This window comes from Kribbella sp. VKM Ac-2566, from assembly GCF_004366005.1.
Classification (GTDB): domain Bacteria; phylum Actinomycetota; class Actinomycetes; order Propionibacteriales; family Kribbellaceae; genus Kribbella; species Kribbella pratensis.
Map to the genome: position 1 here is coordinate 410,343 of NZ_SODT01000010.1, position 23,940 is coordinate 434,282.

Genomic DNA, 23,940 nt, shown 5'->3' on the forward strand with positions numbered 1-23,940 from the left:
ATCGATCAGGCGTCGTACTGCGGCGGCTCGCCACCATGTGCCGCGGACGTGTAGGCCGCCTCGACCACCGCCATCGTGCGGAAGACGTCCTCCACCGACGTGGGCAGCGAAGGGATCGAGCCCTCCAGGTAGCGCTGGACCACGCCCATCGAGCCGATGAACGCGTCGGGGAACCACGAGCCCTCGAACGGCACCGGCCGCCAGCCCGCCTCCAGGCGATCGTCGGTGACGAGCTCGAGCCGGTCCTCACCACCGCGCGGATAGTCGAGCAGCAGCCCGAGCTGCACGCGTACGGCGCCTTTCGTGCCTTCCCACTTGATGTAGCTCTCTTCGTACCGTTCACCGAAGTGGTGATCGTGATTCGTCGACACCACGACCCGCACCGGGCGGTCGCCGTACGTCAGGGCGATGTCGGAGCGGCTGTTGGCGTGGGTCTTCTCCGGGTGTCGCACGGTGACCGCGGACACGCCCGTCGGATCGCCCAGGAAGGAGCGGATCAGGTCGAGGTAGTGGACGCTGTGCATGTTGATCTCGAGCCGGTCGAGCTCGAGGACGTACGGGAACATCTCCCACGGCGTGCGGACCGAGACCCGGATCTCGAAGTCGTAGAGCCCGCCAATGATGCCGTCGGCAATCAGCTTCCGCGCGACCGCGACGTACGGCGCGAACCGCAGCTGGGTGTTGACCGCCGCGACGAGACCCTTGCGGCGACACACTTCGCGAGTACGGATGCCCTCGACGAGCTCGTTGCCCAAGGGTTTCTGGAGCAGTACGGCGGCTCCGTCGGGCAGCTGTTCGAGGACGTCGACGTGCGCCTCGGGCGGGAGGGCGATGTCGTACACGGCGTTGTCCGGTGCGGCTGCGACGGCGGCAGCGACATCGTCGTACGCCTTCGGTATGCCGTACTTGTCTTTGAGGGCCTGTGCGCGGTCGAGCTGGAGGTCGGTGATGCTCGCGACGGGGAAGCCTGCCTTGCTGTACGCGGGCAGGTGGGCGTCGCGGACGATGCCTCCGGCGCCCACGATCACGATCGGACGCGGGGTGGTCGGCGGGGTGAGCGTGTAGCCGGGGTGCGGTGCGAATTCCGGCGGTGCGAATTCCGGAAGGCCGGTCATCAGCCTTTCACCGCCCCGACGGTCTCGCCGCGGATGAGGAACCGCTGGGCGCCGAGGAAGACCGCGAGCAGCGGCAGCATCGAGATGAACGTCGCCAGCGCCAGCTGCGGCATGTACAGCTTGACGTCCAGGCCGGCCGCGACGGTCGGGTTGAACAGCGGGCTCGCGCCGATCAACTGCTGCAGACCGATCGACACGGTCTGGTTCCTCTGGTTCGACGACAGCAGGGCCAACGGCAGGAAGAAGTTCGTCCAGTTCGCGACGAAGGCGAAGAACGCGACGAGTACGACGACCTGCCTGGAGATCCGCAGCCCGATCCACCAGAACACCGACACCTCCCCCAGGCCGTCCAGACGGGCCGCCTCGACGAGTTCCTTCGGCATCGTGGTGAGGTAGTGGATGTAGGACAGGTACACGCCGAACGGGAAGAATCCCATGATCAGCGCCACCGGCCACAGCTGGCCGACCGCACCCACCGCGTTCACCTCGAGGAACAGCGGGATCACCAGCACGGTGTTCGGCATCACCATCGTGACCAAGGTGATCAGGAGCACCGCCCGGCGGGCACGGAACCGCAGCCGCGCCATCGCGTAGCCGGCCGGGAGTGCCGCGACGACGGCCAGCATCGCTCCCCCGGCCGCCACGACGAGCGAATTCGTCAGCCAACGGGTGAACAGGCCGCCCTCCGGGCCGAAGCCGTTGACCTGCGACCAGCTGTACCGGACGTTGCTCCAGGCAATGTCCCCGAGGCCGAGGAACCCGCCGCTTCCGGCCTCCACGCCGTCGTTGGAGCGGAACGCCATCGCGACGAACCCGGCGATCGGCAGCAGGAAGATGGCGGCGACGAACAGCATCGACACGACCCTGGCCAGCCTGCCGGGGCTCCAGCTCTCAATGCCAGTCACTAGTTGTCCTCCTTGCCGAAAAGCCCGCTGCGGAACACGATCAGCAGTCCGATGCCGAGCGTGATCACGAGCAGGATCAGCGACATCGCCGCCGCGGCCGGGAAGTTGTAGTTGCTGAAGGCGAACGCGTACCCGAGCTGCGTCGGCGTCCACTGGTCCGGCAGCGCGTTGCTCGCCACCTGGTCGAGGAGCTGCGGCTCGAGGAACAGCTGGAACCCGTACGCGAGGTTCATCAAGGCGGCGTACCCGATCCACGGCCGGATGATCGGGAGCTTGACGTGCCACGCGAGCTGCCACGCGTTCGCGCCGTCCAGGGCGGCCGCCTCGAAGATGTCCTCGGAGATGCCGTTCAGCCCGCCGTTGACGACGACGATCCAGGAGCCGACGCCCTGGAAGAACATCATCGCGGTGAGGATGAACGGCAGCTGCCCGGGTGCCGCGACCGCCTGTTTGATCGTGTCGACGCCGATCGCGTGCCAGAACCCCTCGATCGGCGACTGCCCGGGGTTCAGCAGGTACACCCACAGGACGAAGTTGGCGATACCGGCCAGCGCGCCGGGGATATAATAGACGAACCGCATCGCCGAACCGAAACGGCCCGGACTGGCGTGGATCAGCAGTGCGAGGCCGACGATGCCGACCATCATGATGGGCAGCCAGATCACCAGCGTCGCGAGCACGTTCTGGAACGTGTCGACGAACCGGTAGTCGGTGAACACCGTCCTGAAGCTCGCGACGCCGCCGAACCCGGTGCTCGGGTCCAGCGGTGTCGGCGGCTTCTCCAGCGCGGTCTTGATCGCGTACCCCACCGGCACGATGCCGCCGATGAGCAGCAGGACGACGTACGGCGACAACAGGATCCAGGCGCCGCGCGTCTCATTCGACCGGGACGCCGTCGCGCGGGATCGCTGGGTCTTCGGCACCGGCACACGCGTACTGCGCTTGTCGACCGTCGCGGTCGTCATGCGGAACTCCTGCTCTGCTCGACTGCCTACTTGACGGCCTACTTGACGGTGTAACCCATGGCTTTGGCCTGCTTGAGAAGTTCGTCGTTGAACCCGGTCCAGGCCTGGTCAACGCTCTTGCCCGAGGCCAGGCCGGCCGCCATCGTCTCGGTCCACACGCTGCCCGTGTTGTAGAGCAGGTACGAGTGATCCGGCTGGACGTACGCAGTGGCGCCCTTCATCGCGGCGAAGGTCCCCGCGTTGTCGGCGAAGTACTGCTGCTTGGCCTGCTTCGCGATCCACGCATCCTGGACCGGACCGTACGCCGGAAGACCGGTCGACAGCTCGACCTGCCACTTGGGGTCGGTGGCAACGAACTTCGCGAAGGTCAGCGTGTTCTCGAGTTGCTTACCGGTGATGTGCCGCGAGAAGCCCCACAAACCGCCACCTTCGTTGCCGGTGGCCGGCTTGTCCTCGCCCTTCCAGGTCAACGGCGCGACGCCCGCCATCTGACCGGCGGGGACCTTCCAGGACTGACGGAACAGGTAGTCGCCCCACCAGGCGGCGCCGGGGCTCATGACCAGGTCCTTGCCGACCTTGGCGGCGTCCGCGTCGAAGATCCCGACGGTCGAAACCGACTTCGCCTGAACGAGTTTCGCGAGCAACTCCTTGGCTCGTACGCACTTCTGGTCGGTCAGGTCGAGGTGGACCTCGGTCTCGGACTTGCGGGCGTTCGTCGGGCAGCCGGAGGCCCACAGGTACCGGTCGGGTGCATAGGCGTCGCCGGTGAAGCCGCTCAGCTTGCCCGGGTGCTCCTTCGCGATGCGCACCGCCAGGTCGCCGTACTCCTCCCAGGTCTTGGGGACCTGGTACCCGTTCTGGGTGAAGAACGCCTTGTTGTACCAGAAGATGTCGGGCGCGGCGTCGTTGCGCAGGCAGCGGATCTTGCCGTCGATCTTGCACGGCGCGATCACGGCGTCCTCGTACCCCTTGATCACGTCCGGGACGAGCTCGGTGAGGTCTGCCGTGAAGTTGACCTGCGCACCCGCCGCCCAGGCGATGTCGTCGTTGGACGGGAAGAAGATCGCGTCCGGCCAGCCTTTGCCGGCCTGGTTGAACTGCGCGAACTGCTGCTGCAGCGACTTGCCGCCGACCGTCCCGTCGATCTGGTTCAGCGTCACCTTGATCTCAGGATGCGCCTTCTGAAAGGCCTTGGCAGCAGGCACTCGCGGCGGATCCACCCACACCGTGATCGCCCCGCCGGAGTCGGTCTGCTCGACATCCGCGCCCGCCCCACCGCCCGACGAACCACAAGCAGCCAGCAAACCCATCGCACACGCAGCGGCCGCGACAGCCACAGTGCGCACTGCCCCGGGACGTACTCCGGGTGACTTCATGAAAGAACTCCATCTGCTCAAACGTTAGAGCAGAAACGCTAAACCGCAGACCCCAAAATGGTCAATCGTTTGCGCACGGACTTTTGCACACGTTTGCATAAGTCCGCGGGCACGCTGGAGCTGCTGGCGGTCAGGCGTTGCGGGGTGGGGCGGTGGACTCGCGGACGACGAGTTCCGGGGGTGGGTCGGTGACGACTTCGTCGGAGGTTTCGCCGGTCTCGATGCGGCGGATGACGCTGCGTACGGCGGCGCGCCCGACGGTGTAGAACTGCATCTTCACCGCGGTCAGCGGCGGCCAGGTGTTCTCGGCGGTCCACGAGTCGTGGACGGTGACGACGGAGAGATCCTCCGGGACGCGGATCCCTGCCCTGCGCGCCTCCCCCAGCAGGCCGACGGCGGCGTTGACGTTCGCCACCACGATGCCGGTCGGCTTCGGGTCGAGCGCCATCAACCGGCGCAATGCCGTACGGCCGTTGTCGACGGTGTAGCCGATCCTGGTCTCGTACTCCTTCGGCATCCGCAGACCGGCGGTGGCGAGCGCCAGCTTGTACCCGGTACGCCGGCGTTTCGCGGTGAACGACCGCGGAAGCCCGTTGGCGAACGCGATCCGCTCGTGCCCGAGCTCGAGCAGATGCTGCGTCGCGATCAGCGCGCCGCGATGGTCGTCGAGGGTGACCGAGCCGACGTGACCCGGGTACGAGGAGTTCACGAGCACGATCGGCGCCTGTGTGGTGATCAGGTCGCGCAGTCCCGCGGGTTGCACCGCGTCGCCGACCTGGAGCGCCATACCGTCGACCCGGCCTTCGCCGATCAGGCGCGCGATGACCTCGCCGCCTGGCCGGACGTCGTCCGAGCGGCCGAGCAGAACCGTGTACCCGCGCTCGGTGGCCTCGTCCTCGGCGCCGTGCATGAGTTCGGTGAACAGCGCGTTGGTGATATCGGGGACGACCAGACCGACCACCTGCGTACGCGCGGACTTGAGCGCGCGACCCGCGAAGTTGGGGCGGTAGTTCAGCTCCCGCGCCGCGTCGACGATCCGCTCGCGAGTCGCCGCACTCACACGTGAGTCCGGCGCGTCGCTGAGCACCCGGGACACAGCAGAAATCGAGACGCCGGCACGCGCGGCGACGTCTCCCAGGGTGGCCATACCGCCCACCCTACTGACGCCCCCGGCCTGTACCCCCACGGCCCTCACGAGCCTCGGCGAGTGGGTCGGCGCCGTCGCGTAGGCGACCCTGGGCTCCCAGACGTGGTGCGGCTCGGTAATTGTGGAGTACGGCGCCGTCGATGCGGATCGGGCTTCGCGTGGTCGTCAACCGGAGCGACTCACCACCTGGTCCGGCCGGCGGACGCTCCACGGTCTGGGTCATCGCGATCGCGGCGAACTCCGGCGACACGATCAGCTCGTCGAGCGTTCGCAGCGGCGCACACTCGATCCCGAACCCACCGAGAACCTCGAGCCAGTACGCCGTACCGCCCGTCAAGAGCCGCTCCGCAACCCAGCTCTCGTCCCGTCCATGCCCATCCGACACAAGCACACCCGGCGCCCCTTCGAGTGGTGAGGTGGCCTGGGATGGCACGGGCTGGTGGGTCAGGGCTTGGAGGAGATGGGTGAGGGAGGTCGGGGCGATCGCTAGGTGGCCGTCGGCTGTTGCGTAGAGGCGGCCAGGCGTGAGTGCGTCGCGGGGCACTGGGCGACGGTCGGGTGCCGACGGAGCGCGCGGGTTGTTGAGGTGAGCGGTGAGGACGGTGGACTGTAGGTCCAGCATGCCTTCGAGGAGGCTTGTCTCGATCAGGCCGCCGCGGCCGGTGCGTAGTTTGCGGACGAGGAGGGCGGTCACCCCCTCGGCGAGGTGACAGCTCAGTAGGTGGTCGGCCAGCGAGAGGCCCACTGTGACAGGGCGATCGCCGCCGTTCACCCACGTGAGACCCGAGACGGACTGCGCGAGCAGGTCCTGGCCCGGGCGGCTCGCCCATGGTCCGTCGGCGCCGTACCCGGATGCGGCCGCGTATACGAGCCCTGGGTTCAGCGCTCGCGCCGACGCGTAGTCGAGGCCGAGTCGCTCCATCACGCCCGGCCGGAAGTTGTGGATCAGTACGTCGGCGCGCGCGACGAGGCTCTTGACCTGCTCGAGCTCGCCGGGGTCCTTGAGGTCGGCAACCACCGCCTCCTTGTTCCGGTTCATGGCGTGGAACGAGACCGTGTCCTCGTCCGCCCACCGACCCGCGAACGCGAGCGTCCGGCCGATCTCGCCGGTCACCGGCCGCTCGATCTTGATCACCCGCGCACCGAGATCAGCCAGCCGCAGCGCCGCAACCGGACCCGCCAGGAACTGGCTGAAGTCCAGCACCACAACTCCCGCCAACGGAAGCTCCGCCGCCTGCATCCATCCCCCGCTCGCCCGTCACCCAACTGCTCAATCGTTTGCGCAACAATAAGCCGGCCCCTACCCCAGGAGCAACCGATCCGGGGCCGTGCGGATCGCGTCCCGGCGCCCGCGGTCCCGCCTGGTGAACGGGGCCGATGGCAACGAACCCGCCGGGACGCGATCCACCTCAAAGTCTACCAATCCACTAGACATCCCCTGATCCATCTCACCGAACGAAACGTCCGAACGTAGGTACTAGGTCGATCTCGGGGGTAGGCGGTTGGGCACGGTGCGTTGTCTGTCGGCAACACACCGTGTAGTGCGGCGGGAAAGGGCTAGCTTTCGGGTGGGGTTTCGGGCGTAGGGTCTGCACAGGGATGTTTCGTTCGAGGGGGGACAGACTGTGAGCGAGAGCACTACCGAGTATCCCGACCACATCGATGCCGCGGTGCTGAAGATCGCCGGCGTCGTGGTGCTGGGCGCGATCATGTCGATTCTCGACATCACCGTGGTCAACGTCGCGCTGCCGACCTTCCAGGACGAGTTCGGCTCGCCCGAGAGTCCGGTCGCGTATTCGCACGTCGCCTGGACGGTCACGGCGTACACGCTCGCGCTGGCGACCGTGATCCCGCTGACCGGCTGGGCCGCCGACCGGTTCGGCACCAAGCGGCTGTACATGATGGCGATCTTCCTGTTCACCGCCGGGTCCGCGCTGTGCGCGACCGCGACGAGCATCGACATGCTGATCGGCTTCCGGGTCCTGCAGGGCCTCGGCGGCGGCATGCTGATGCCGCTCGGTATGACGATCATGACTCGAGCGGCCGGGCCGCACCGGATGGGCCGGCTGATGGCCATCCTCGGTGTACCGATGCTGCTCGGACCGATCCTCGGCCCGATCCTGGGCGGCTGGCTGATCCAGGTGGCGAGCTGGCACTGGATCTTCCTGATCAACGTGCCGCTCGGCGCGATCGCGCTCGTCTACGCCTGGTTCGCGCTGGCCAAGGACACGGCGGAGCGCACCGAGTCACTCGACGTCCTCGGCGTCGTGCTGATGTCGCCCGGACTCGCGCTGTTCCTGTTCGGCGTCTCGTCGCTGCCCGCCGAGGGCGGTGACTTCGGAGCGCCGCGGGTCTGGGTCTCGATCCTGATCGGCGTGGCGCTGATGGGGACGTTCGTCTGGCACTCGTTCCGGCCGCGGCACCCGCTGCTCGATCTCCGGCTGTTCCGCGACCGCAACCTCACGATCTCGATCATCACGATGTTCCTGTTCGCGGCCGCGTTCTTCGGCGGGCTGCTGCTGGTGCCGACCTACTTCCAGCAGATCCGCGGCGAGTCCACGCTGCACGCCGGCCTCCTGGTCGCGCCGCAAGGGCTCGGCGCGATGGTGACGATGCCGATCGCGGGCCGGCTGGTCGACAAGATCCCGGTGGGCCGGATCGTCCCGTTCGGGCTCGCGGCGATCGTGATCGGTATGTTCGGGCTGACCCAGATCACCGCGACCACGCCGTACATCGCGATCATCGCGATGCTGGTCGTGATGGGTTTCGGGATGGGCGGCACGATGATGCCGCTGTTCACGACGGCACTGCGGACGCTCTCCGGGCCCCAGGTCGCGCGCGGCTCGACACTGCTCAACATCAGCCAGCAGATCGCGTCGTCGGTCGGCGTCGCGACGATGTCGGTGATCCTCACCAACCAGCTCAACGACTCGCCGATCATCCCCGGCACACAGCAGATCCCGGGGCTCGGCGACGGGCTCCGCGAGACCCAGGCGGCCATCATCTCCAACACGCGGCCGGAGAGCCTCGCCGCGCTGCATCTGGACCCCGCGGCCATCGGACGCGGGCTGGTGGACGCCGCGAACTCGTTCTCGCACACGTACTGGGTGGCGTGGTCCCTGGTCCTCCTCACCTTGGTGCCGGCCCTGATGCTCCCCCGCAAACGCGAGGTGACGCACCTCGTCGACGAGACGGTGATCGACTGACCGGCAAGGAGATCGCGCGGATTGTCGGAGTGCTTGGGTAGTGTCCTGGCGTGGACATTGGGGAGCGCATCCAGGAACTTGCCGATCGCATCGTCGTACTGCGTGACGCCTACTACCGCGGCACACCGACGGTCGCCGACGCGGAGTACGACGCGATCGAGGACGAGCTGCGGACGCTCGTCGAGGCCAACCCGGAGCTCGCGCCCGACCCGAACCCGCTGGAGCAGGTCGGCGCGCCGGCGATCCTGCACGCGCCGATCCGGCACTCGCGACCGATGCTGTCGCTGGAGAAGGCGACCCGCCCGGAGCAGGTCGAGGCCTTCTTCGGCCGCTTCCCCGGCCAATCGGTGGTCGTCATGCCCAAGCTGGACGGTCTGTCCTTGGCTCTCGTCTACGAGAACGGTCGCCTCGCCCGGGCGATCACCCGTGGTGACGGGACGACCGGCGACGACGTGACGCCGCTCGTGCGTGCCCTTGCGGACGGCGTCCCCGACCGTCTCGACGTACCGGACCGGGTCGAGATCCGCGGTGAGGCCGTCATGTTGCGTTCCACGTTCGCCGCCTACAACGCCGCCCACCCGGACAAGCCGCTGATCAACCCGCGCAACGCCGCGGCCGGGACGCTGCGGGCCAAGGATCCCGCGACGGTCGCCGAGCGGCGCCTGCAGTTCCTGGCATTCGATCTGCTCAGCGACCAGGCCGAGGCGGATCTCGAGCGCGCGCTGCAGACGATGGGGTTCACGGTTGCCGACATGCGGCACTGCGACGACGCCGCCGCGGCGCAGGCGGTGATCTCGACGATCGAGCAGCAACGCAACGACCTGGATTACGACCTCGACGGCGCCGTACTGCGGCTCGCTGATCGCGACGCTTTCGCTGCCGCCGGCACGCGGTCGAGTTCGCCGCGTGGTGCGCTGGCGTTCAAGTTCGCCGCCGAGGAGAAGACCACGGTGCTCGCCGACGTGGTCTGGGACGTCGGCAAGACCGGCAAGATCGCCCCGGTCGCCTGGCTCGAGCCCGTGTTCGTCGGCGGTACGACGGTCACTCGCGCGACCCTCGCGAACCAGGAGGTGATCAAGGCCCGCGGCATCAAGATCGGCGACACGGTCCTGGTCCGCCGGGCCGGTGACGTGATCCCGTTCGTGGCCGGCGTGCTCGATGCGTCGAAGCGCACCGGACAGGAACGCGACATCGTGCCGCCGAGCAAGTGCCCGTCGTGCGAGCAACCCCTGACCGAGCAGGGCAACAGCCGCGAACTGTTCTGCACCAACGTCGCGTGCCCGGCCCAGACCGTGCGGCGGCTGATCCACTGGGCGTCCCGCGCCGCGGCCGATATCGACGCGATCGGCGGAGTCTGGATCGAGCGCCTGGCCGAGGCCGGGATCCTGGAGAACCCCTCGGACTTCTACAAGCTGACGACCGAGCGACTGCTCGAGTTCGACCGCATCGGAGAGGTCTCAGCTGCCAGGATGATCGACTCGATCGACGCGAGCCGGCAGGTCGGTCTGCGCCGCGCACTGATCGGCCTCGCGATCCCGATGGCGTCCGAAGGGACTGCGGCCAGGTTGTGCCGGGCCGGCTTCACCTCGCTGGAAGCAGTCGCCGACGCGGGCGAGGACGGTCTGGTCGCCGTCGAGGACATCGGCCCGAAGGTCGCCGCCTCGCTGATCGAGCACCTGACCCGCCTCCGGCCCGAGCTCGAGCGCCTCCGGGCCGCCGGCGTCTCACTCGACGTACGCGAGGAAGATCTCCCGCCGGTCGTGGCGGCCGGCGCACCGCTGGCCGGGAAGACAGTCGTCGTCACCGGCTCCATCAGCGATCCGCGCTCCGGGGAGAAGGTCGCGAGGCCGGCCTTCCAGCGCCTCTGCGAGAAGGCCGGAGCGACCATCGCCTCGTCGGTCTCGGCCAGCACGGACCTGCTCATCACCGGGGCCGACGTCGGCGCGTCCAAACTGACCAAGGCCGAGAAGCTCGGCGTCGCTGTCGTCGACCAGTCCGAGATCTGGCAGCAACTCCGAGCCTCCGAACTTCTCGGCTGATGATCGAACGTGACCTGCACCTGGCCGACGGGCGCATTCTGCACAGCTACGACACCGGCGGCGACGGCTTCCCAGTGATGTGGAACCACGGCACGCCGAACGTCGGCGCGCCGCCGGAGCCGCTGTTCGCCGCGGCCGACCGGTTGGGGCTGCGCTGGGTGTCGTTCGATCGGCCGGGGTACGGCGGTTCCACGGTCCGGCGGGGCCGAACGGTCGCCTCCGTCGCCGCCGACGCGGCTGCGGTCGCAGACTCGCTCGAGATCGACCAGTTCGCGGTCGCGGGGTACTCAGGTGGCGGGACCTTCGCACTCGGTACGGCGGCTGCGTTGGGCGCCCGCGTCCGCGCGGTGGTCACGCTGGCGGCGATCGCGCCGTACGGCGTCGAGGGTCTGGGCTGGTTCGACGGGATGCTGCCGTCCTCGATCGCGGCGCTGGGCACCGCGGCCGCCGGGGCCGACGTGCGCGAGGCGCTGCACAACTCGGGGTTCGACTACGACGCGGGATTCACGGCCGACGACCTGGCGATGTTCGACGGTCCATGGGGATGGCTGGGGAAGGTCGCCGGTCCGGGGCTCGACGCCGGTCCGTACGGGCAGATCGACGACGACGCGTCGTATGCCCGTCCGTGGGGTTGCGGGGTCGAAGCGATCACAGCGCCGGTCCTGTTGTTGCACGGTACGGCGGACCGCATCATCCCGGCGGACCACGGCCGCTGGCTCGCCGCGCACTGCCCGACAGCGACGCTGCGGGTGCGCGAAGGCGCGAGTCACTTCACGATCGTCGAGCACGCCGAGCCGGGACTCGACTGGCTCGCGGAGGCCGTCGGATGAGCACCGGCAAGGACGGCGAGCTGACGGGCTTTCAGGAGCAGGCGCCGTACGACGAATCCATCGACCTCCGCACCGACTTCGTGATGGTCTACGGGCTCAACGACACGACACCGCAGCGGATCGCGCGCTGGCGTGAGGCCGGGTATCGCGTGCACCTGATGACCGGGATCTCCTGGGGTACCTACCAGGACTATCTCGACGGGCGGTGGGACGGCACCGGCCATTGGGACGACGCGCAGACGGCGGGTGACGGGTCGCCGATCCTGCACGGTGAGAGCACCGACATCCCGTACATGGTCCCGACGTTCAACTTCACCGAGTACCTGGTGCAGAAGCTCCGCCCGATCATCGGGCTCGGCGTCGAAGGCATCCATCTCGAGGAGCCGGAGTTCTGGGCGCGTGCCGGCTACTCGGAGTCGTTCAAGCGCGAGTGGCAAGCGTTCTTCAAGGAGCCGTGGCAGCCTCCGCACAGCACTCCCGAGGCGCACTTCCGCTCCGGGCAGCTCAAGCAGCACCTGCTCTCGCGCAGCCTCGACCGCGTCACCTCGGTGCTACGCGACGAGGCTCTGCAGCAGGGTCGGCAGGTGCGCTTCTACGTGCCGACGCACAGCCTCCTGAACTACACGCAGTGGCAGATCATCAGCCCCGAATCACGTCTGCGGACACTGCCGTCGATCGACGGCGCGATCGCGCAGGTGTGGACCGGAACGTCCCGGACGCCGAACGTGTACGCCGGGAAGGTCGCCGAGCGCACGTTCGAGACGGCGTACCTGGAGTACGGCATCGCGCAGGACCTCACCCGCGGCACGGACCGGCGCATGTGGTTCCTGCACGACCCGATCGAGGACCACCCGGACCGCACCTGGGAGGACTACCTGGCCAACTGGCAGCGCACCCTCATCGCGTCGCTGCTGCACCCGGGCGTCGCGCGGTACGAGGTGGCGCCGTGGCCGAACCGGATCTTCAACCGCCCGTACCTGCGCGACGGATCCACCGAACGGGAGCTCATTCCGCCGGACACCGCGACCAGCTATCTGATCGCGATGAACAGCCTGCGCGACCTCGACCAACCCGACGTGCGGTGGGCTCACGAAGGCCCCCGGATCGGGATCGCGCTCTCGGACACCGCCATGTTCCAGCGCTGGTCGCCCGGTGGGGAGAGTGGACACTACGACGGCCTGCAGGACGCGCTGGCGCCGGAGGGCCGCGAGCAGCTGCACTTCTCCGACTTCTACGGCTTGGCGCTGCCGCCGCTGTACGACGGGCAGCGGGTTTGTCCGGTTCAACTCGAGAACGTGATCGACACTCCCGATGCGCTGGACGAGGTCGACGTACTCGTCCTCAGCTACGAGTTCCAGAAACCTCTTGCCCCGGGCATCCATTACGCCCTGGCCGGGTGGGTCAGTCGCGGCGGGAGCCTGCTGTACGTCGGCGACGACGCGGACCCGTACCACGAGATCCGCTCCTGGTGGACCGGCCGGTACGACACCTGCGCGGACCATCTGGCCGAAGCTCTTGGCGCCGATCGCAAGCACGACGGCGTACAGGCGGTCGGTCAGGGTCGGGTGCGGTTCCTTCCGTCTCGTCCGGCCGACTTCACCGAATCACCTGAGCGCGCCGCCGAGCTGGTCGCCGCGATCCGGGAGCTGACCGGTCGCTCCTGGGAGTCGACCAACTGGTTGTCGGTGCAGCGTGGTCCGTATCTCGTCGGCGCTGTGCTCGAGGAGAGTGGCGGTTCGCATGTTGTCGAGGGCACCTATCTCGATCTGCTCGATCCGCGGCTGGGCATCGTCCGGCATCGTTCGATGGGTCCAGGTGAGTTGACTTGGCTCCGCGATCTCACCTACGACGAGGAGCCTCTGCTGGCGTCGGCCGGCCGGGTCGTGGACTGGCAGCAAGATCAGACCAGGATCCGCTTCTCCTGCGAGGCACCGCACGGCGTGCAGGTCACGACAGCTCTACGCGTGCCGAAGGAGCCGTCGTCCGTCGACGGCGCCGAGCTCCGGTACGACGCGGAGCTCGGCGTCGCGTGGCTACGCCATCCCGGTGTCCCCACCGGCACACCCATCGAACTCAGCTTCTGACCGCCTCACATCGTGTGGCGTAGGACGACTGTTGCGTGGGTGGTGCCGCGGGGTAGGTGGATGGTGCCGGCGGACTGGTTGATGGTTGCGCCCTTTGCTGCGACGTACGCGATGTTGTTGCGCAGCGCCGGGAGTTCGAGGTTGTAGCCGGTGGGGGTTGCCGTGTTGCCGGTGAGTTGGAGGTTCACGGTCTTGCCCGCCGTGGTGAGCTGGTAGCCGAGGCGGCCGCCGTTCGTGACCGGGTAGCTGTTGAGACCGATCTTCTGCCGAGTGCGGATCCACTCGTTCGGGACGCCACGCCCGATGATCACCGTGCCGTCGGACTTCTCCGCGATCAGCGAGTCGAACAGGACCTTCGTCGCGGTCGACTGGCCCCACATGTGCTGGTTCGACCCGCCACCGCCGCGCGCGTGGTCGATGTCCCACGGCGAGCCGGCGCTCGGGTAGTCGACGCCCTCCCACCAGCCGAACGGTCCGCTCATCGTCTTGTCGATCATGTACTGGTACGACTTGATCCCCAGATCGCGGTACTCCTCGCCCCGCAACGCGGCGCTCCCGTAGCCGGCGTTGTACGCGCTCGAGAAGTACCCGTGCGGATACCCGCCGAAGTTGTAGATCGTGTCCGAGATGTCCTTGCGCCGCTCGAACCCGTGCGTGTACGTGTCGTCGATCTTGTCGAACATCGTCCCGCTCTGCGCGGCGCCGAACAGGTACCCGTCCCAGGCCCATCGCCCGAACAGGAACATCGAGGCCCAGTTCGCGTCCCGCGGATCCTTGCGCGGACCGGTCTCGTTCGGTTCGACCATCGAGATCGGGATGTAGTCCAGGCCGTACTGCTTCATCGTCTGCTCGATACGGGCGGTCGCGACCTTCAGCAGGTCGTCGTACTCCGCCTTCGCCCACGCGGCCTCCGCGGTCTCCCCGAGTGCCGTGGCGAGATAGCGGTACGTCGTGAGCCCGGTCAGCGCGGACCAGTTGTCGATCGTCCAGTACCCGTGGGAGTCGATCGCGTCGGTCTGCTTGATGATCCCGGTGCCGCCGTCGATCCGGTCGGTCTCGATCGTGTGGGTGTTCTTCTTGATCGTCTCGAACCGGCTGCGGATGAAGTCCTTGTCGCCGGTGCGCTGCAGGTACAGGGCGTACGGCCAGCTGTACTTCCACTTCGCGTCGTCGTACTGCAGTTGCGCCGGCAGCGTCGACAGGTAGTCGCGCGCGTAGGTGAAGTCGCCGATCGTCAGCAGCGTCGACACGATACCGATCGTGTCGTGGTCGAACATCTCGTCGTACCCGTTCTCGCCGACGTGCAGTTCCTTCGCACCGTTGATGTCGTCACGGATGATCAGCGTGTAGATGTACCCGGCCTTGTAGGCGTTGATCAGCCGCTTGTCCGGCAGGTCGGTGATGTTCGCGATCGCCGACAGTCGGTCGTTCCAGTACTGGCGCATGTGACCGTAGTGCTGGTCGAACCCGCCGAGCTGTTGCAACTGGACCGCGGTCGGCCAGTCGTACGTGCCACCGAACCGATCGGCAGCCACCGCGTAGTCGCGTACGACGGTCTGCCCGGCGCCGACAGTGGTGTCTACTTGGTTCAGGGGCGTCAGCAGGTTCGACACCCGCGGTAGCCGGGCCGGTGCGGACGTGGTGTTGGTGACTGTCATCCGCGAGTACGCGACCTCGAACCGGTTGCCGCCGACAACGACCAGGTCGGCGAAGCTTTCGATCTTGATCGCGAGCCCGTCCTTCGCGTACTCGCTGACGAACGCCGGCAGGTACCCCTCGGCGTTCGACCACTTGATCTTGCCCGGGACGTTCGGCACCCCGAACGTGATCATCGCGTCGCCCCGGCTGCGCAGCCGGTAACTGCCGTCGATGAACGCGATCGGCGCGTTCAGATCACCCTCCCAACCGAAGGACGACGTCAGCCCCGGGTTGGTCACGGAGGTGTACTGCGCGTTCGCCGCAGACGACAGCGCCTCGTCGAAGGCGGCCCTGAGGAAGGTGTACGCCAGTCGCAGCTCGTCCTGCTGCGCGCCGCCATCCGCGAGAGTCGCCGTCGCGGAAGTGATCTCGTTGTCCAGTTGACGTTGCGCGGACGCGCTGGCGGCGTACACGTCGGCCGACGCTGCCTCGTCGAGGGTGTTCTGGATCAGCTGCCGGTAGCTGCTCGCCAACGCTACTCCCGCCAACGTGACGTTGCCCGAGGCATGCGTCTTGCGGGTCAGCTGCGCGCTGATCCGGGCGGAGTCACCGGGCCCGAGGTTCAGCTCGAAGAGCCTGGTGACCGACGGATCGATGCTGACCAGATCTGTGTTCACGAAGGCCAGCGTTCCGTTGACGTAGACCGAGATCTTCGCCGAGGCACGCCATACGCCGGAAACGAAGCGCAGCGTACGACGATCCGCTGCCGCCGGGACCGTGAGGTCGTACCCGTACGGATCGGTGAGGTCGACGTCGGTGTTCGCGCCGTCGGCGAAGAAGATCCCGCCGTGGCGGGTGCCCGGCTGAGACGCGGTCGGCGTACCGTTCGTCCACGAATAGCCCACCGGGTTGTCGTTCTGCGCGCCGATCGCGCCGCCCGCCTGCCGGTTCGCGACCGCGAGCCGCGGCGTCGAATCCGGTACGCCGGCACGACGGTTGAGCGTCGATCCGTCCAGGTGCATCCAATCGTCCACACCCTCGGCCGTCAGGTTCATCGCGACCGGTGCCGCAGTCGTCGTCAGACCGGACGACACCGTCGAGAGCGCCGCAGCCGATAGGGAGAGGTTGCCGGCCGCCTGGAGTTTGCTCGCGAATCTGCCCGTCACGACGACGCCCTCGCCCGGGCGGATCGTCACGGTGTAGCGCTTGGCGGCCGCCGTACCACTCGCGTTGATCTGCGTGGTGTACGCCGTACCGCTGCCGTCAACCGCCGCGACAGTGACGGCTCCGGTGGCCTGCCAGATCCCACCCACGAACACCAGGCGTCGTGGCGAGTCCGCGGCCGGGACCGTGATCCGATAACCGGCATCGTGGGCCGTCGTGTCGCCCACGGTCGTCGTGTCGTAGTTGAACACCCCTCCGGTGGTGACCCCCGAGGCCCCTGCGACCCCCGTGGCCGGTCCGTCCGACCACCCGAACGAGATCGGGCTGTCGTCGAGCGTGGTGCGGCCGCCGTCGGGATTCAGATCGTCGACCGTGATCGCCTGCGGTACGCCGGCCTTGCGATCGATCCCCGTACCGGTGACGTGAACCCAGTCCAGGTCGCCGTACGACGTCAGATCCATGGCACCGCCGGCTCCGCGACCGCTCGGGAGGTTCTCGACGTTCACGACGAACGGGTCGGCGGGCGGGGCGGCCGCGGGTGCGGCCGGGGCGGAGATCACTGCGGTGACCACGAGCGCTGCGGCGCCTAGCACCGCTAGCAGTCTGGTTCCGTGCCTCATCTTGGGTCCCTTCAGGTACGCGTGCGTGGTCCGGGCAGGCTCGATCCGCGGACGACGAGTTCAGGTTCGAGCAGGACGTGTTGCGGCTGGCGGGGATCGCCCGCCATCAGGTTGTCGATGGCCTGGATCAGCTGCCGTCCGACCTCGTCGATCGGCTGGCGCAGAGTGGTCAGTCCCGGACTCACCAGGGCGGCGGTCGGTGAGTCGTCGTACCCGGTGATCGCGACGTCGACCCCGGGCCGCAGGCCTCTTTCGTGCAGCGCCCGCATCACGCCGAGCGCGAGGGTGTCGGACGCACAGACCAGCGCAGTCGCGGGACGCGAGGCATCGAGCATGCGGTGTGCGGCTTGGCAGCCGGCTTCGAGAGAGTCCACGACGGAGGCCTGCAGGTCGGTCTCGAGTTCCCGCTCGCGGCAGGCGTCGAGCCAGCCTTCGCGACGATCCTGGCCGAGCTCGGACTCGGCCAGCCAGCCGATGTGGCCGATCCTTGTGTGCCCTTGCGCCGCCACGTGATCGGTCGCGGCACGGGTGCCGGCGCGGCCGTCGACATCGACCCACGCGAGGCTGTCGTCGCCGTCCCAGGAGCGGCCGAACGAGGCGAACGGCACACCCCAGGAACGCAGCGCGGCAACCCGGTCGTCGTTGTGATGCGTCTCGGCCAGCACGAAAGCGTCGATCGAGGTCTTCTTCAGCAGGTCCCGGTACGCCTTGATCTCGCCGGCCGGGCCGTCCTCGGCGTGACACAGGATCAGGTGGTAGCCGGCCTCGACGGCGGCTGCGTTCAGCACGTACAGGAAGTCGTCCATGAGGAGCGATGCCTTGTCCGGGCGGGACGGGCGCATCTTGAACGCGATCAGCGACGAGCTCCGGTTGCGCAGCGCGCGAGCGCTCAGATTCGGCTCGTAGCCCAGCTCCTCGACGGCAGCCAGGATCCGCTTCCGGGTCTCCGGCGCGAGCCGATCGGGATTGTTGAGCGCGTTCGACACCGACTGCGCCGATACCCCGGCCCGCTGCGCCACCTGCGCAAGCGTCACATGCCCATGCGGAGCCGGCCCCCGACTGGTGTGCTGCGGCACCATCCCGCCTCCCGCCTGATATTAACGTTAAAAACAACCCCTGCAAGCTACTGAGTCACGCCGCACCCCGTCAAGACCTGAACCCCGACCACAACTTTTAACGCTAATCCCACCGGATCCACCCGGCTGCTTTAACCGAGCACCACCCTCGGCCCCTGAGTGACAGCGGTTCAGAACCTCGACGGCATCAGGGAACGCCTCGGCCGCCGGGCCGGATCGTGCCGCGACAGCCGGCCGGCGCAGCTGCTGCCGACGCAGGGGATGCCGGTGCAGGTGGTGCCACAGGTGCAGGTGGTGCAGGTGGTGCAGGTGGTGCAGGCGCAGGCGGTGCAGGCGCAGGTGGTGCAGGCGCAGGTGGTGCAGCTGGTGCCGGTGCAGGTGGAGATGTGGCACGCCTGGGTTCGAGGCGAAGGACCCCACCGTCACCATCCACCGAGCCGACGGTCACGGTCGAGGAGGTCGACGCGACGTTCGCGGAGCTGGCGGAGATGTCGGGCACCGGCGTACAGGCCCGCCGACCGGCTCCGGTGGACGGGTTGTTCGCTCGGACGACAGCGGGCGAGCAGCGGTTCCTGCGACTGCTCGTCCTGGAAGGACGCCCCCAGCGTGCTTGAGCGGAGGCCCAACCCAAGCATGCTTGACGTGGCCCACCCCAGGCGTGCTTGACCAAAGGCCCACCCCGGCCTGCTTGACCGAGGACCCACCCCCCAGCGTGCTTGGCCCGGGGCCTACTGCGGGCCACCCCGGCGTGCTTGGGCCGGGGCCTAGTGCGGGCCGCCTCCGGTGTGCTGGGCCGGGGCTTAGTGCGGGCCGCCTCCGGTGTGCTGGGCCGGGATCTACCGCGGGCCGTGCTTGGCACAGGGTCCACTGCGGGCCGACCCTGGGGAGTCCTAGGCTGATTCGCTCAACGCGGGAAGGCGGGAGCGGTCATGCAGGTCGAACTGATCCCGGTCGGACCTCTCGCCGGTGCAGCACCCGACGGCGCTCCGCTCGTATGAGGCGACGCTCCCTCGGACTCATCCTCGGCGGCGTACTGGCGTTGAGCGTCGGCGCGCTTGCCTACTGGTACCGCTGGTCTCGCCGCCAACACTGGCTGGAAACCGTCCTGGCCCAAGACTGCCGGCACGTCCCCCCACTCCCCCAGGTCGGTATCGTGACGCTCGGCGGCATCGCGATGCGCCTGGTGGCAGCCGCCTGTTCGAGCGTCGCCCTCCTCCGATCCAGCCGTGGCCTGACCGCCCTCGCCGGCATCCTCCTGACCGCCGCATTGCTCGGCAGCCTCGGCGGCACCGTCGTACTCACCGACACCCCCTCCAAACCCTCCGACGGCCTCGACGGTTCCGGCCTCCCCTGCCCCAGCGGCTGATCACTTGTAGCCCACGGCAACTTTCCCGGCCCAGCGGGAATCCCCACGCTGCCCCGTCCCCTTCGCCCGACGTGTGCAGATCGTGGGGCAGCCGCACCCGTGGGACTCGCCGACTCGCCGACTCGCTGCTGGCGCGGCACCGCCGAGCGATATGTCGATCGTGCCAGATTCGGCGCCGTTGCCCTCCTGGTGCGAGGACAAACTGGCCGGGCATGCCGACTGGCCGCCACCGAGCTGCTAGTACCGCCTAGTACTCCAGTCGTAGTTCGTGATCAGGTGAGTTGGACTATTTGGCGGCGGCGGTGGCAGTCGCGAGCTCGGGCTTGGTGGCGGCGTCGCCGGTGTGACCAGCGCCGAAGGTGTCCAAGGTTGTCGGTCGGCGTGGTGGAGCAGCCGGGTGAACAGGCGGGCCGAAGCTGGTGAACCCCGGTTAGCCGCGGCCGGCGTTCCAGTCCAGAGGGCTCGCGCCGCGGCGAGCGCTGGGCCGGCTGGTCGGTGTGCCGTGGCAGTTGGCGGCGGTGCAGATGCCGGAAGGGCCGCCGTTCGGCGAGCGGAGTAGGCGTGCACTAGGCGTGCAGTAGGCGTGCCGTCACGCCTGCGAATGTCCGTCGGCCGGTGTAGGACGGTGACTGATGACGGCGCTCACCGAGGAGGACACCATGCGTTGGGCCGAGATCGAATCCCGTCAGCCGCGTCTGATCGAGTTCGGGCGCCGACGGCTGCTGGATCCGGGAGTCGTCCTCGTCGCCACGATCAGGCGCGACGGCACGGCGCGGCTCAGCCCGGTCGAGCCGTATGTGATGGACGGCGATCTCTGGCTGTCCATGATGTGGGGGTCGACCAAGGCACGTGACCTGCTGCGTGACCCGCGGATCCTCGTGCACAGTGTGATCACGAGCCGCGATGGCGGCGAGGGTGAGTACAAGGTGCGCGGCCGCGCCGAGCCGACTGACGACGCCGCGATTCAGCGTCGCTACGCGGACGCGGTCGCAGACGCCCTCGGCTGGCGTCCCGTACCCGGCCACTTCCATCTGTTCGCGGTCGATGTCACTGACATCACCGTCATCCGTTACGACGATGCCACGGGTGATCAGTTCGTCGCCCGTTGGCCGGACGGGCGTGAGTTTGTCCGGCGCGGGACCTCGGCGACCTCGGTAGGCGAGCCCGAGACCTATCACGACCTCCTGCGGCTGTCACCGGCGTGACGCGGCGCCGTCCCAGTCTGGTGGAGGACGCCGTCATCTGCCGATGGCGCCCGGCTGCTGATGGTGAAGGCGGACGGGTCCGCACTAAGCGATCGGATGCTTCGGGGCACATACGGGATCCGCCCGTTCGGGATCTCGTACCGGTCGATCGTTCTTCTCAGGTCGAGACAACCCGGGATCATCGAGCAGTCGACGTTCCGCTTCCAGGACCGCCACGCCGCCTGATCACGAACTACAACTGGAGTACTAGGCGGTGGCTGCTGCGTCGGCACCCGGGTGCGCTGGCCGATGCGTCGACGACGATCTGGCCGTCGGCCCAGTCGGTGAACCCGGACGCGTTGCGCCTCACCGACGGGCATTCGACCTCGACGGCATGGCCTCATGGGTCGACTCGGTGGGTGCCGGTGGGGTCGACGTCGAAGGTGAAGCCGTGGGGGGTGGTCCATTCGAGTGTCCTGTAGTCGATCCGGCGGACGGTCCAGCCGCGGGCGTGGGTCTTCACCCGGTGGCCGAAGCGACTGAGCGGTGCAAGGTTTGTGGTGCTGGTTTGTTTGGTGGGTCCGTGAGGGTCGTATGGCTCGATGTGGTCGAGGTCGATGGTGTTGGTGGTTTCGCGGGTGCCGTAGGGGAACAACTCGGCGGGATACATCAGCTTGACGCGCTCCCGGATCGAGGTGGGAATCTCGTATGCGTCGACGCCCACCGCGTCGTTCAGGTCGATCACCGGCTTCACTGTGTATGGGCCGTAGCCGATGAGTTCGGTGAGTTGGGTGGCAAGCAGCGGGCCGATGGTCTCGGCCCGCAGTACGCCGGTGCCGGTGGCCAGGGTGTGATCGGTGAGGTGCACGATGACCTCGGTCTGTCCCGGACGTACCTGTCCCACCCGCGGCCGTCCCACCCGCCCCTGCGACGGACGCATCTGTTCCTTGATCCCGTTATCCGGTCGTGCCGGAGTCTCCAGGCGTGCGAGCGCGCCAGAGTTGCCCGGGTCACGTGAACTGCCCGGGTCACCTGAACCGCCGAGGTCATGCGGCCCGCCCATGTTGGGCTGACTGCTTTGGGCGTTGGGGTTGGCGGCGTGGGTGCGGTAGCTCGGGTTGGTATAGGCGTCTTGCTTGATTTGGGCGAGCCGGGCACGGAGTGCTCGCAGCGCGGCAGGATCCATTGCCGAGCCCTGGTCGGGTTCGGTTCGTGAGTGGGCGGGTTCGGGTGGTGTTCGCCGGTCGTACGGGTCGGTTGGTGGGTCGGGGTCGTAGGGCGCTGCGGCTTCCAGCCACGGATCGTCGGGCGGACCGACAGGCTCCACCAACTCACGCGTCCCTTGCAGTTCACCCGAGTGCGGCGATTCGAGCGGCGCCTGTAGGCCGATCGGGACCGGCGACTCAACCAGGTCGAGTGACTCAAGCGAGTCCGCTGGCTTGAGCGAGTCTGCTGGCTTAAGCGGGTCCGCTGGCTTGAGCAGGTCCGGTAGGCGTCGGGAGCCGGGAAGCGGCCGACCGAGAGGGCTGGCGTGCGTCACCTCCCCGCAGTGCTCACCAACCGGCACCTTCGCATCGCCCGACACCACGGAGTTGCCCGGCAGCACCCCGTCGTCCAGCGGGGCCGCGCCGTCCTGCACCCCCTCGTGCCGCACCACCGGGTCGTTCCACACCACCGGGTCGTTCCACACCACCGGGTCGTTCCACACCACCGGGTCATGCTGCACCACCGGGTCATGCTGCGCCACCGGGTCATGCTGCGCCACCGGGTCATGCTGCGCCACTGGGTCATGCACCGTCGCGTTGTCCTGCACCGTCGCGTCGTTCGGGGGCGCTGGGTTGTTCGGCGCGGATGGGCACTCTGGGGTTGTGGGGGTGAGGGGTTCGTGGTTGGTGTCCGGTTTGGGTTCGGTGGGGCTGGTTGGCGGGTTTGGGTGGGGGTGGGTGCGGGCTTGGGTGAGGAGTTCTTGGGTGAAGGCAGGGTCGGAGAGGATGTCGATGGCGTCGGCGCGGCGGTGTTGGACGGGGCGGGTGTCGCCGAACTTGTGGAGGGCTTCGGCGATGTCGGTGATGATGGCGTTGCAGCGGTTGACTGCGCCGGCGGGGGCTTTGATGTAGAGGGTTTTGTTGCCGTGGCCGTCCCCGCGCCCGACATAGACACCCCGTTCGTCGGCGGCCTGTGTGGCCTCGGCGGTGGCGCGGGCGGGGTCGGCGTGTTTGCGGGCGGCGCGGACGATCTTTTCCAGCCGGTACGGCGGCAGGGTGTCGACGATCGCGGCGACCTTGCGGTCGACGTACTCCGCGGCGGCGTGGTCGAGGTTCATACATGCCCGGACGATCTGGCGGGCTTTCCAGGGGGTGGCGTCGCCGGCCTGGATCCTCGCCCAGGTGCGGGGGAAGCGGTGTCGCAGGGCGAGGGCGTCGGCGAGCAGGACCTGGCCGACGCCGGGCGAGACTCCGAGCACGACGGCGAATTCGGCGATCGCGAACTCGGCGATTGCTGGGCAGCCGTCGCCGCCCAGGATCACGGCGCGTTCGCGGCCGTCATAGGCGCGACGGGTGGGGCGGGGTTCGCAGATCGAGGGGTGGAAGCGGTCGGCGTACGTCTGGGCGCATTCCAGCAGCCGTGCGTCGGCCCGGTTGGCCACCGTGCGGCACTCCGCGGCCTGCTCCAGCAGGTCGCGGGTGGGGAGCGACTTCAGATCTTCCTCGAACATGCGTTCGATTCTACGCCGCATCAGCGGAGTGAGTCCAGCTGGTTTTCCCTTATCCACAAGGGGAAACGTCACATGCTCGACCTACCGGGAAACGTGTATACGGCGGGAGTCGGCTCATGATGGGCGGCAGGCCGGATCGCGGGCTGGAGCGGTTCCACCCAGCCAACGAAGTTCTTCGCGAAAGACGCGGCCGAAGCTTATGCGGTGGGCTAAGGCGCCGGCGTAGTACGGGCCGCGGGACGGGAACGGCGCATGGGCCAAGCGTGCGGCGAGCGGTGCGGTGGGCGGTGCGTGGGGCGGTGCGTGGGCCGGTGCGTGGGGCGGTGCGTGGGCCGGTGCGGTGGGCTGTGCGTGGGCCGGTGCGGTGGCCGGTGCGGTGGGCGGTGTGCCGGCGCGTGGGCCGTGCGGTGGCCGGTGCGGTGGCCGGTGCGGTGGCCGGTGCGGTGGCCGGTGCGGTGGCCGGTGCGGTGGCCGGTGCGGTGGCCGGTGCGGTGGCCGGTGCGGTGGCC

The 23,940-nt window shown here is 68.3% G+C and carries 17 protein-coding genes; 8 read left to right on the plus strand and 9 right to left on the minus strand.

The annotated features are described in order from the left end of the window. Window positions 1–5 precede the first annotated feature (5 nt). The 6 genes from EV647_RS20385 to EV647_RS20410 form a co-directional block, all read right to left on the minus strand. The gene (locus EV647_RS20385) at window positions 6–1,115 is read right to left on the minus strand and encodes a Gfo/Idh/MocA family protein (RefSeq protein ID WP_134005173.1); all 1,110 of its coding nucleotides are present in this window, start codon (window positions 1,113–1,115) and stop codon (window positions 6–8) included. Beyond that, window positions 1,115–2,020, minus strand: coding sequence for a carbohydrate ABC transporter permease (locus EV647_RS20390; protein WP_202876243.1), 906 nt, complete (start codon window positions 2,018–2,020; stop codon window positions 1,115–1,117). Before EV647_RS20390 ends, EV647_RS20385 begins: the two co-directional genes overlap by 1 nt. Continuing rightward, a complete protein-coding gene (locus EV647_RS20395; protein WP_134005175.1) occupies window positions 2,020–2,985 on the minus strand; it encodes a carbohydrate ABC transporter permease in 966 nt (321 codons plus the stop codon). The genes EV647_RS20390 and EV647_RS20395 overlap by 1 nt, the downstream gene beginning before the upstream one ends. 38 nt (window positions 2,986–3,023) lie before the next feature. Further along, window positions 3,024–4,361 carry an ABC transporter substrate-binding protein gene (locus EV647_RS20400; protein WP_134005177.1) on the minus strand — a complete coding sequence of 446 codons (1,338 nt, stop codon included), beginning with the start codon at window positions 4,359–4,361 and terminating at the stop codon, window positions 3,024–3,026. A gap of 130 nt (window positions 4,362–4,491) precedes the next feature. Continuing rightward, a complete protein-coding gene (locus EV647_RS20405) occupies window positions 4,492–5,508 on the minus strand; it encodes a LacI family DNA-binding transcriptional regulator (RefSeq protein WP_134005179.1) in 1,017 nt (338 codons plus the stop codon). Window positions 5,509–5,518: 10 nt separating this feature from the next. Then, window positions 5,519–6,727: a CaiB/BaiF CoA-transferase family protein gene (locus tag EV647_RS20410; protein ID WP_238177305.1), complete on the minus strand. Its 1,209-nt coding sequence runs from the start codon at window positions 6,725–6,727 to the stop codon at window positions 5,519–5,521. A 406-nt stretch (window positions 6,728–7,133) separates the two neighbouring features. Here EV647_RS20410 and EV647_RS20415 point away from each other — a divergent pair, with 406 nt between their 5' ends. The 4 genes from EV647_RS20415 to EV647_RS20430 are packed head-to-tail and all read left to right on the plus strand — an operon-like array spanning window position 7,134 to window position 13,667. Then, entirely contained in the window at window positions 7,134–8,714 is a 1,581-nt protein-coding gene (locus EV647_RS20415) for a DHA2 family efflux MFS transporter permease subunit (protein ID WP_134005183.1), read from the plus strand. Window positions 8,715–8,764: 50 nt separating this feature from the next. Continuing rightward, the gene (gene ligA, locus EV647_RS20420) at window positions 8,765–10,753 is read left to right on the plus strand and encodes an NAD-dependent DNA ligase LigA (protein WP_134005185.1); all 1,989 of its coding nucleotides are present in this window, start codon (window positions 8,765–8,767) and stop codon (window positions 10,751–10,753) included. Continuing rightward, a complete protein-coding gene (locus tag EV647_RS20425; protein ID WP_134005187.1) occupies window positions 10,753–11,583 on the plus strand; it encodes an alpha/beta fold hydrolase in 831 nt (276 codons plus the stop codon). The genes ligA and EV647_RS20425 overlap by 1 nt, the downstream gene beginning before the upstream one ends. After that, on the plus strand, window positions 11,580–13,667 hold the full coding sequence (locus tag EV647_RS20430) for a hypothetical protein (RefSeq protein WP_134005189.1): 2,088 nt from the start codon (window positions 11,580–11,582) through the stop codon (window positions 13,665–13,667). Before EV647_RS20425 ends, EV647_RS20430 begins: the two co-directional genes overlap by 4 nt. Window positions 13,668–13,672: 5 nt before the next feature. Here EV647_RS20430 and EV647_RS20435 read toward each other — a convergent pair whose 3' ends face one another. Together EV647_RS20435 and EV647_RS20440 are read right to left on the minus strand one after the other, a co-directional pair. Then, window positions 13,673–17,089 (minus strand): sugar-binding protein, encoded by a 3,417-nt coding sequence (locus EV647_RS20435; RefSeq protein WP_134005191.1) that lies wholly within the window; start codon window positions 17,087–17,089, stop codon window positions 13,673–13,675. An 11-nt stretch (window positions 17,090–17,100) separates the two neighbouring features. Further along, on the minus strand, window positions 17,101–18,123 hold the full coding sequence (locus tag EV647_RS20440; RefSeq protein WP_166680393.1) for a LacI family DNA-binding transcriptional regulator: 1,023 nt from the start codon (window positions 18,121–18,123) through the stop codon (window positions 17,101–17,103). Between the two features lie 428 nt (window positions 18,124–18,551). Here EV647_RS20440 and EV647_RS42115 point away from each other — a divergent pair, with 428 nt between their 5' ends. The 4 genes from EV647_RS42115 (at window position 18,552) to EV647_RS43405 (ending at window position 20,961) form a co-directional block, all read left to right on the plus strand. Beyond that, window positions 18,552–18,779: a hypothetical protein gene (locus EV647_RS42115; RefSeq protein WP_166680378.1), complete on the plus strand. Its 228-nt coding sequence runs from the start codon at window positions 18,552–18,554 to the stop codon at window positions 18,777–18,779. A 380-nt stretch (window positions 18,780–19,159) separates the two neighbouring features. Further along, window positions 19,160–19,531 carry a hypothetical protein gene (locus EV647_RS20450; protein ID WP_134005196.1) on the plus strand — a complete coding sequence of 124 codons (372 nt, stop codon included), beginning with the start codon at window positions 19,160–19,162 and terminating at the stop codon, window positions 19,529–19,531. Between the two features lie 632 nt (window positions 19,532–20,163). Further along, window positions 20,164–20,736: a pyridoxamine 5'-phosphate oxidase family protein gene (locus EV647_RS20455; RefSeq protein ID WP_134005198.1), complete on the plus strand. Its 573-nt coding sequence runs from the start codon at window positions 20,164–20,166 to the stop codon at window positions 20,734–20,736. Window positions 20,737–20,832: 96 nt separating this feature from the next. Then, window positions 20,833–20,961 carry a hypothetical protein gene (locus tag EV647_RS43405; RefSeq protein WP_255517910.1) on the plus strand — a complete coding sequence of 43 codons (129 nt, stop codon included), beginning with the start codon at window positions 20,833–20,835 and terminating at the stop codon, window positions 20,959–20,961. A gap of 154 nt (window positions 20,962–21,115) precedes the next feature. Here EV647_RS43405 and EV647_RS43520 read toward each other — a convergent pair whose 3' ends face one another. Beyond that, window positions 21,116–23,431, minus strand: a complete 2,316-nt coding sequence (locus tag EV647_RS43520; RefSeq protein ID WP_166680394.1) for a DUF222 domain-containing protein — start codon at window positions 23,429–23,431, stop codon at window positions 21,116–21,118. Between the last annotated feature and the right edge of the window lie 509 nt (window positions 23,432–23,940).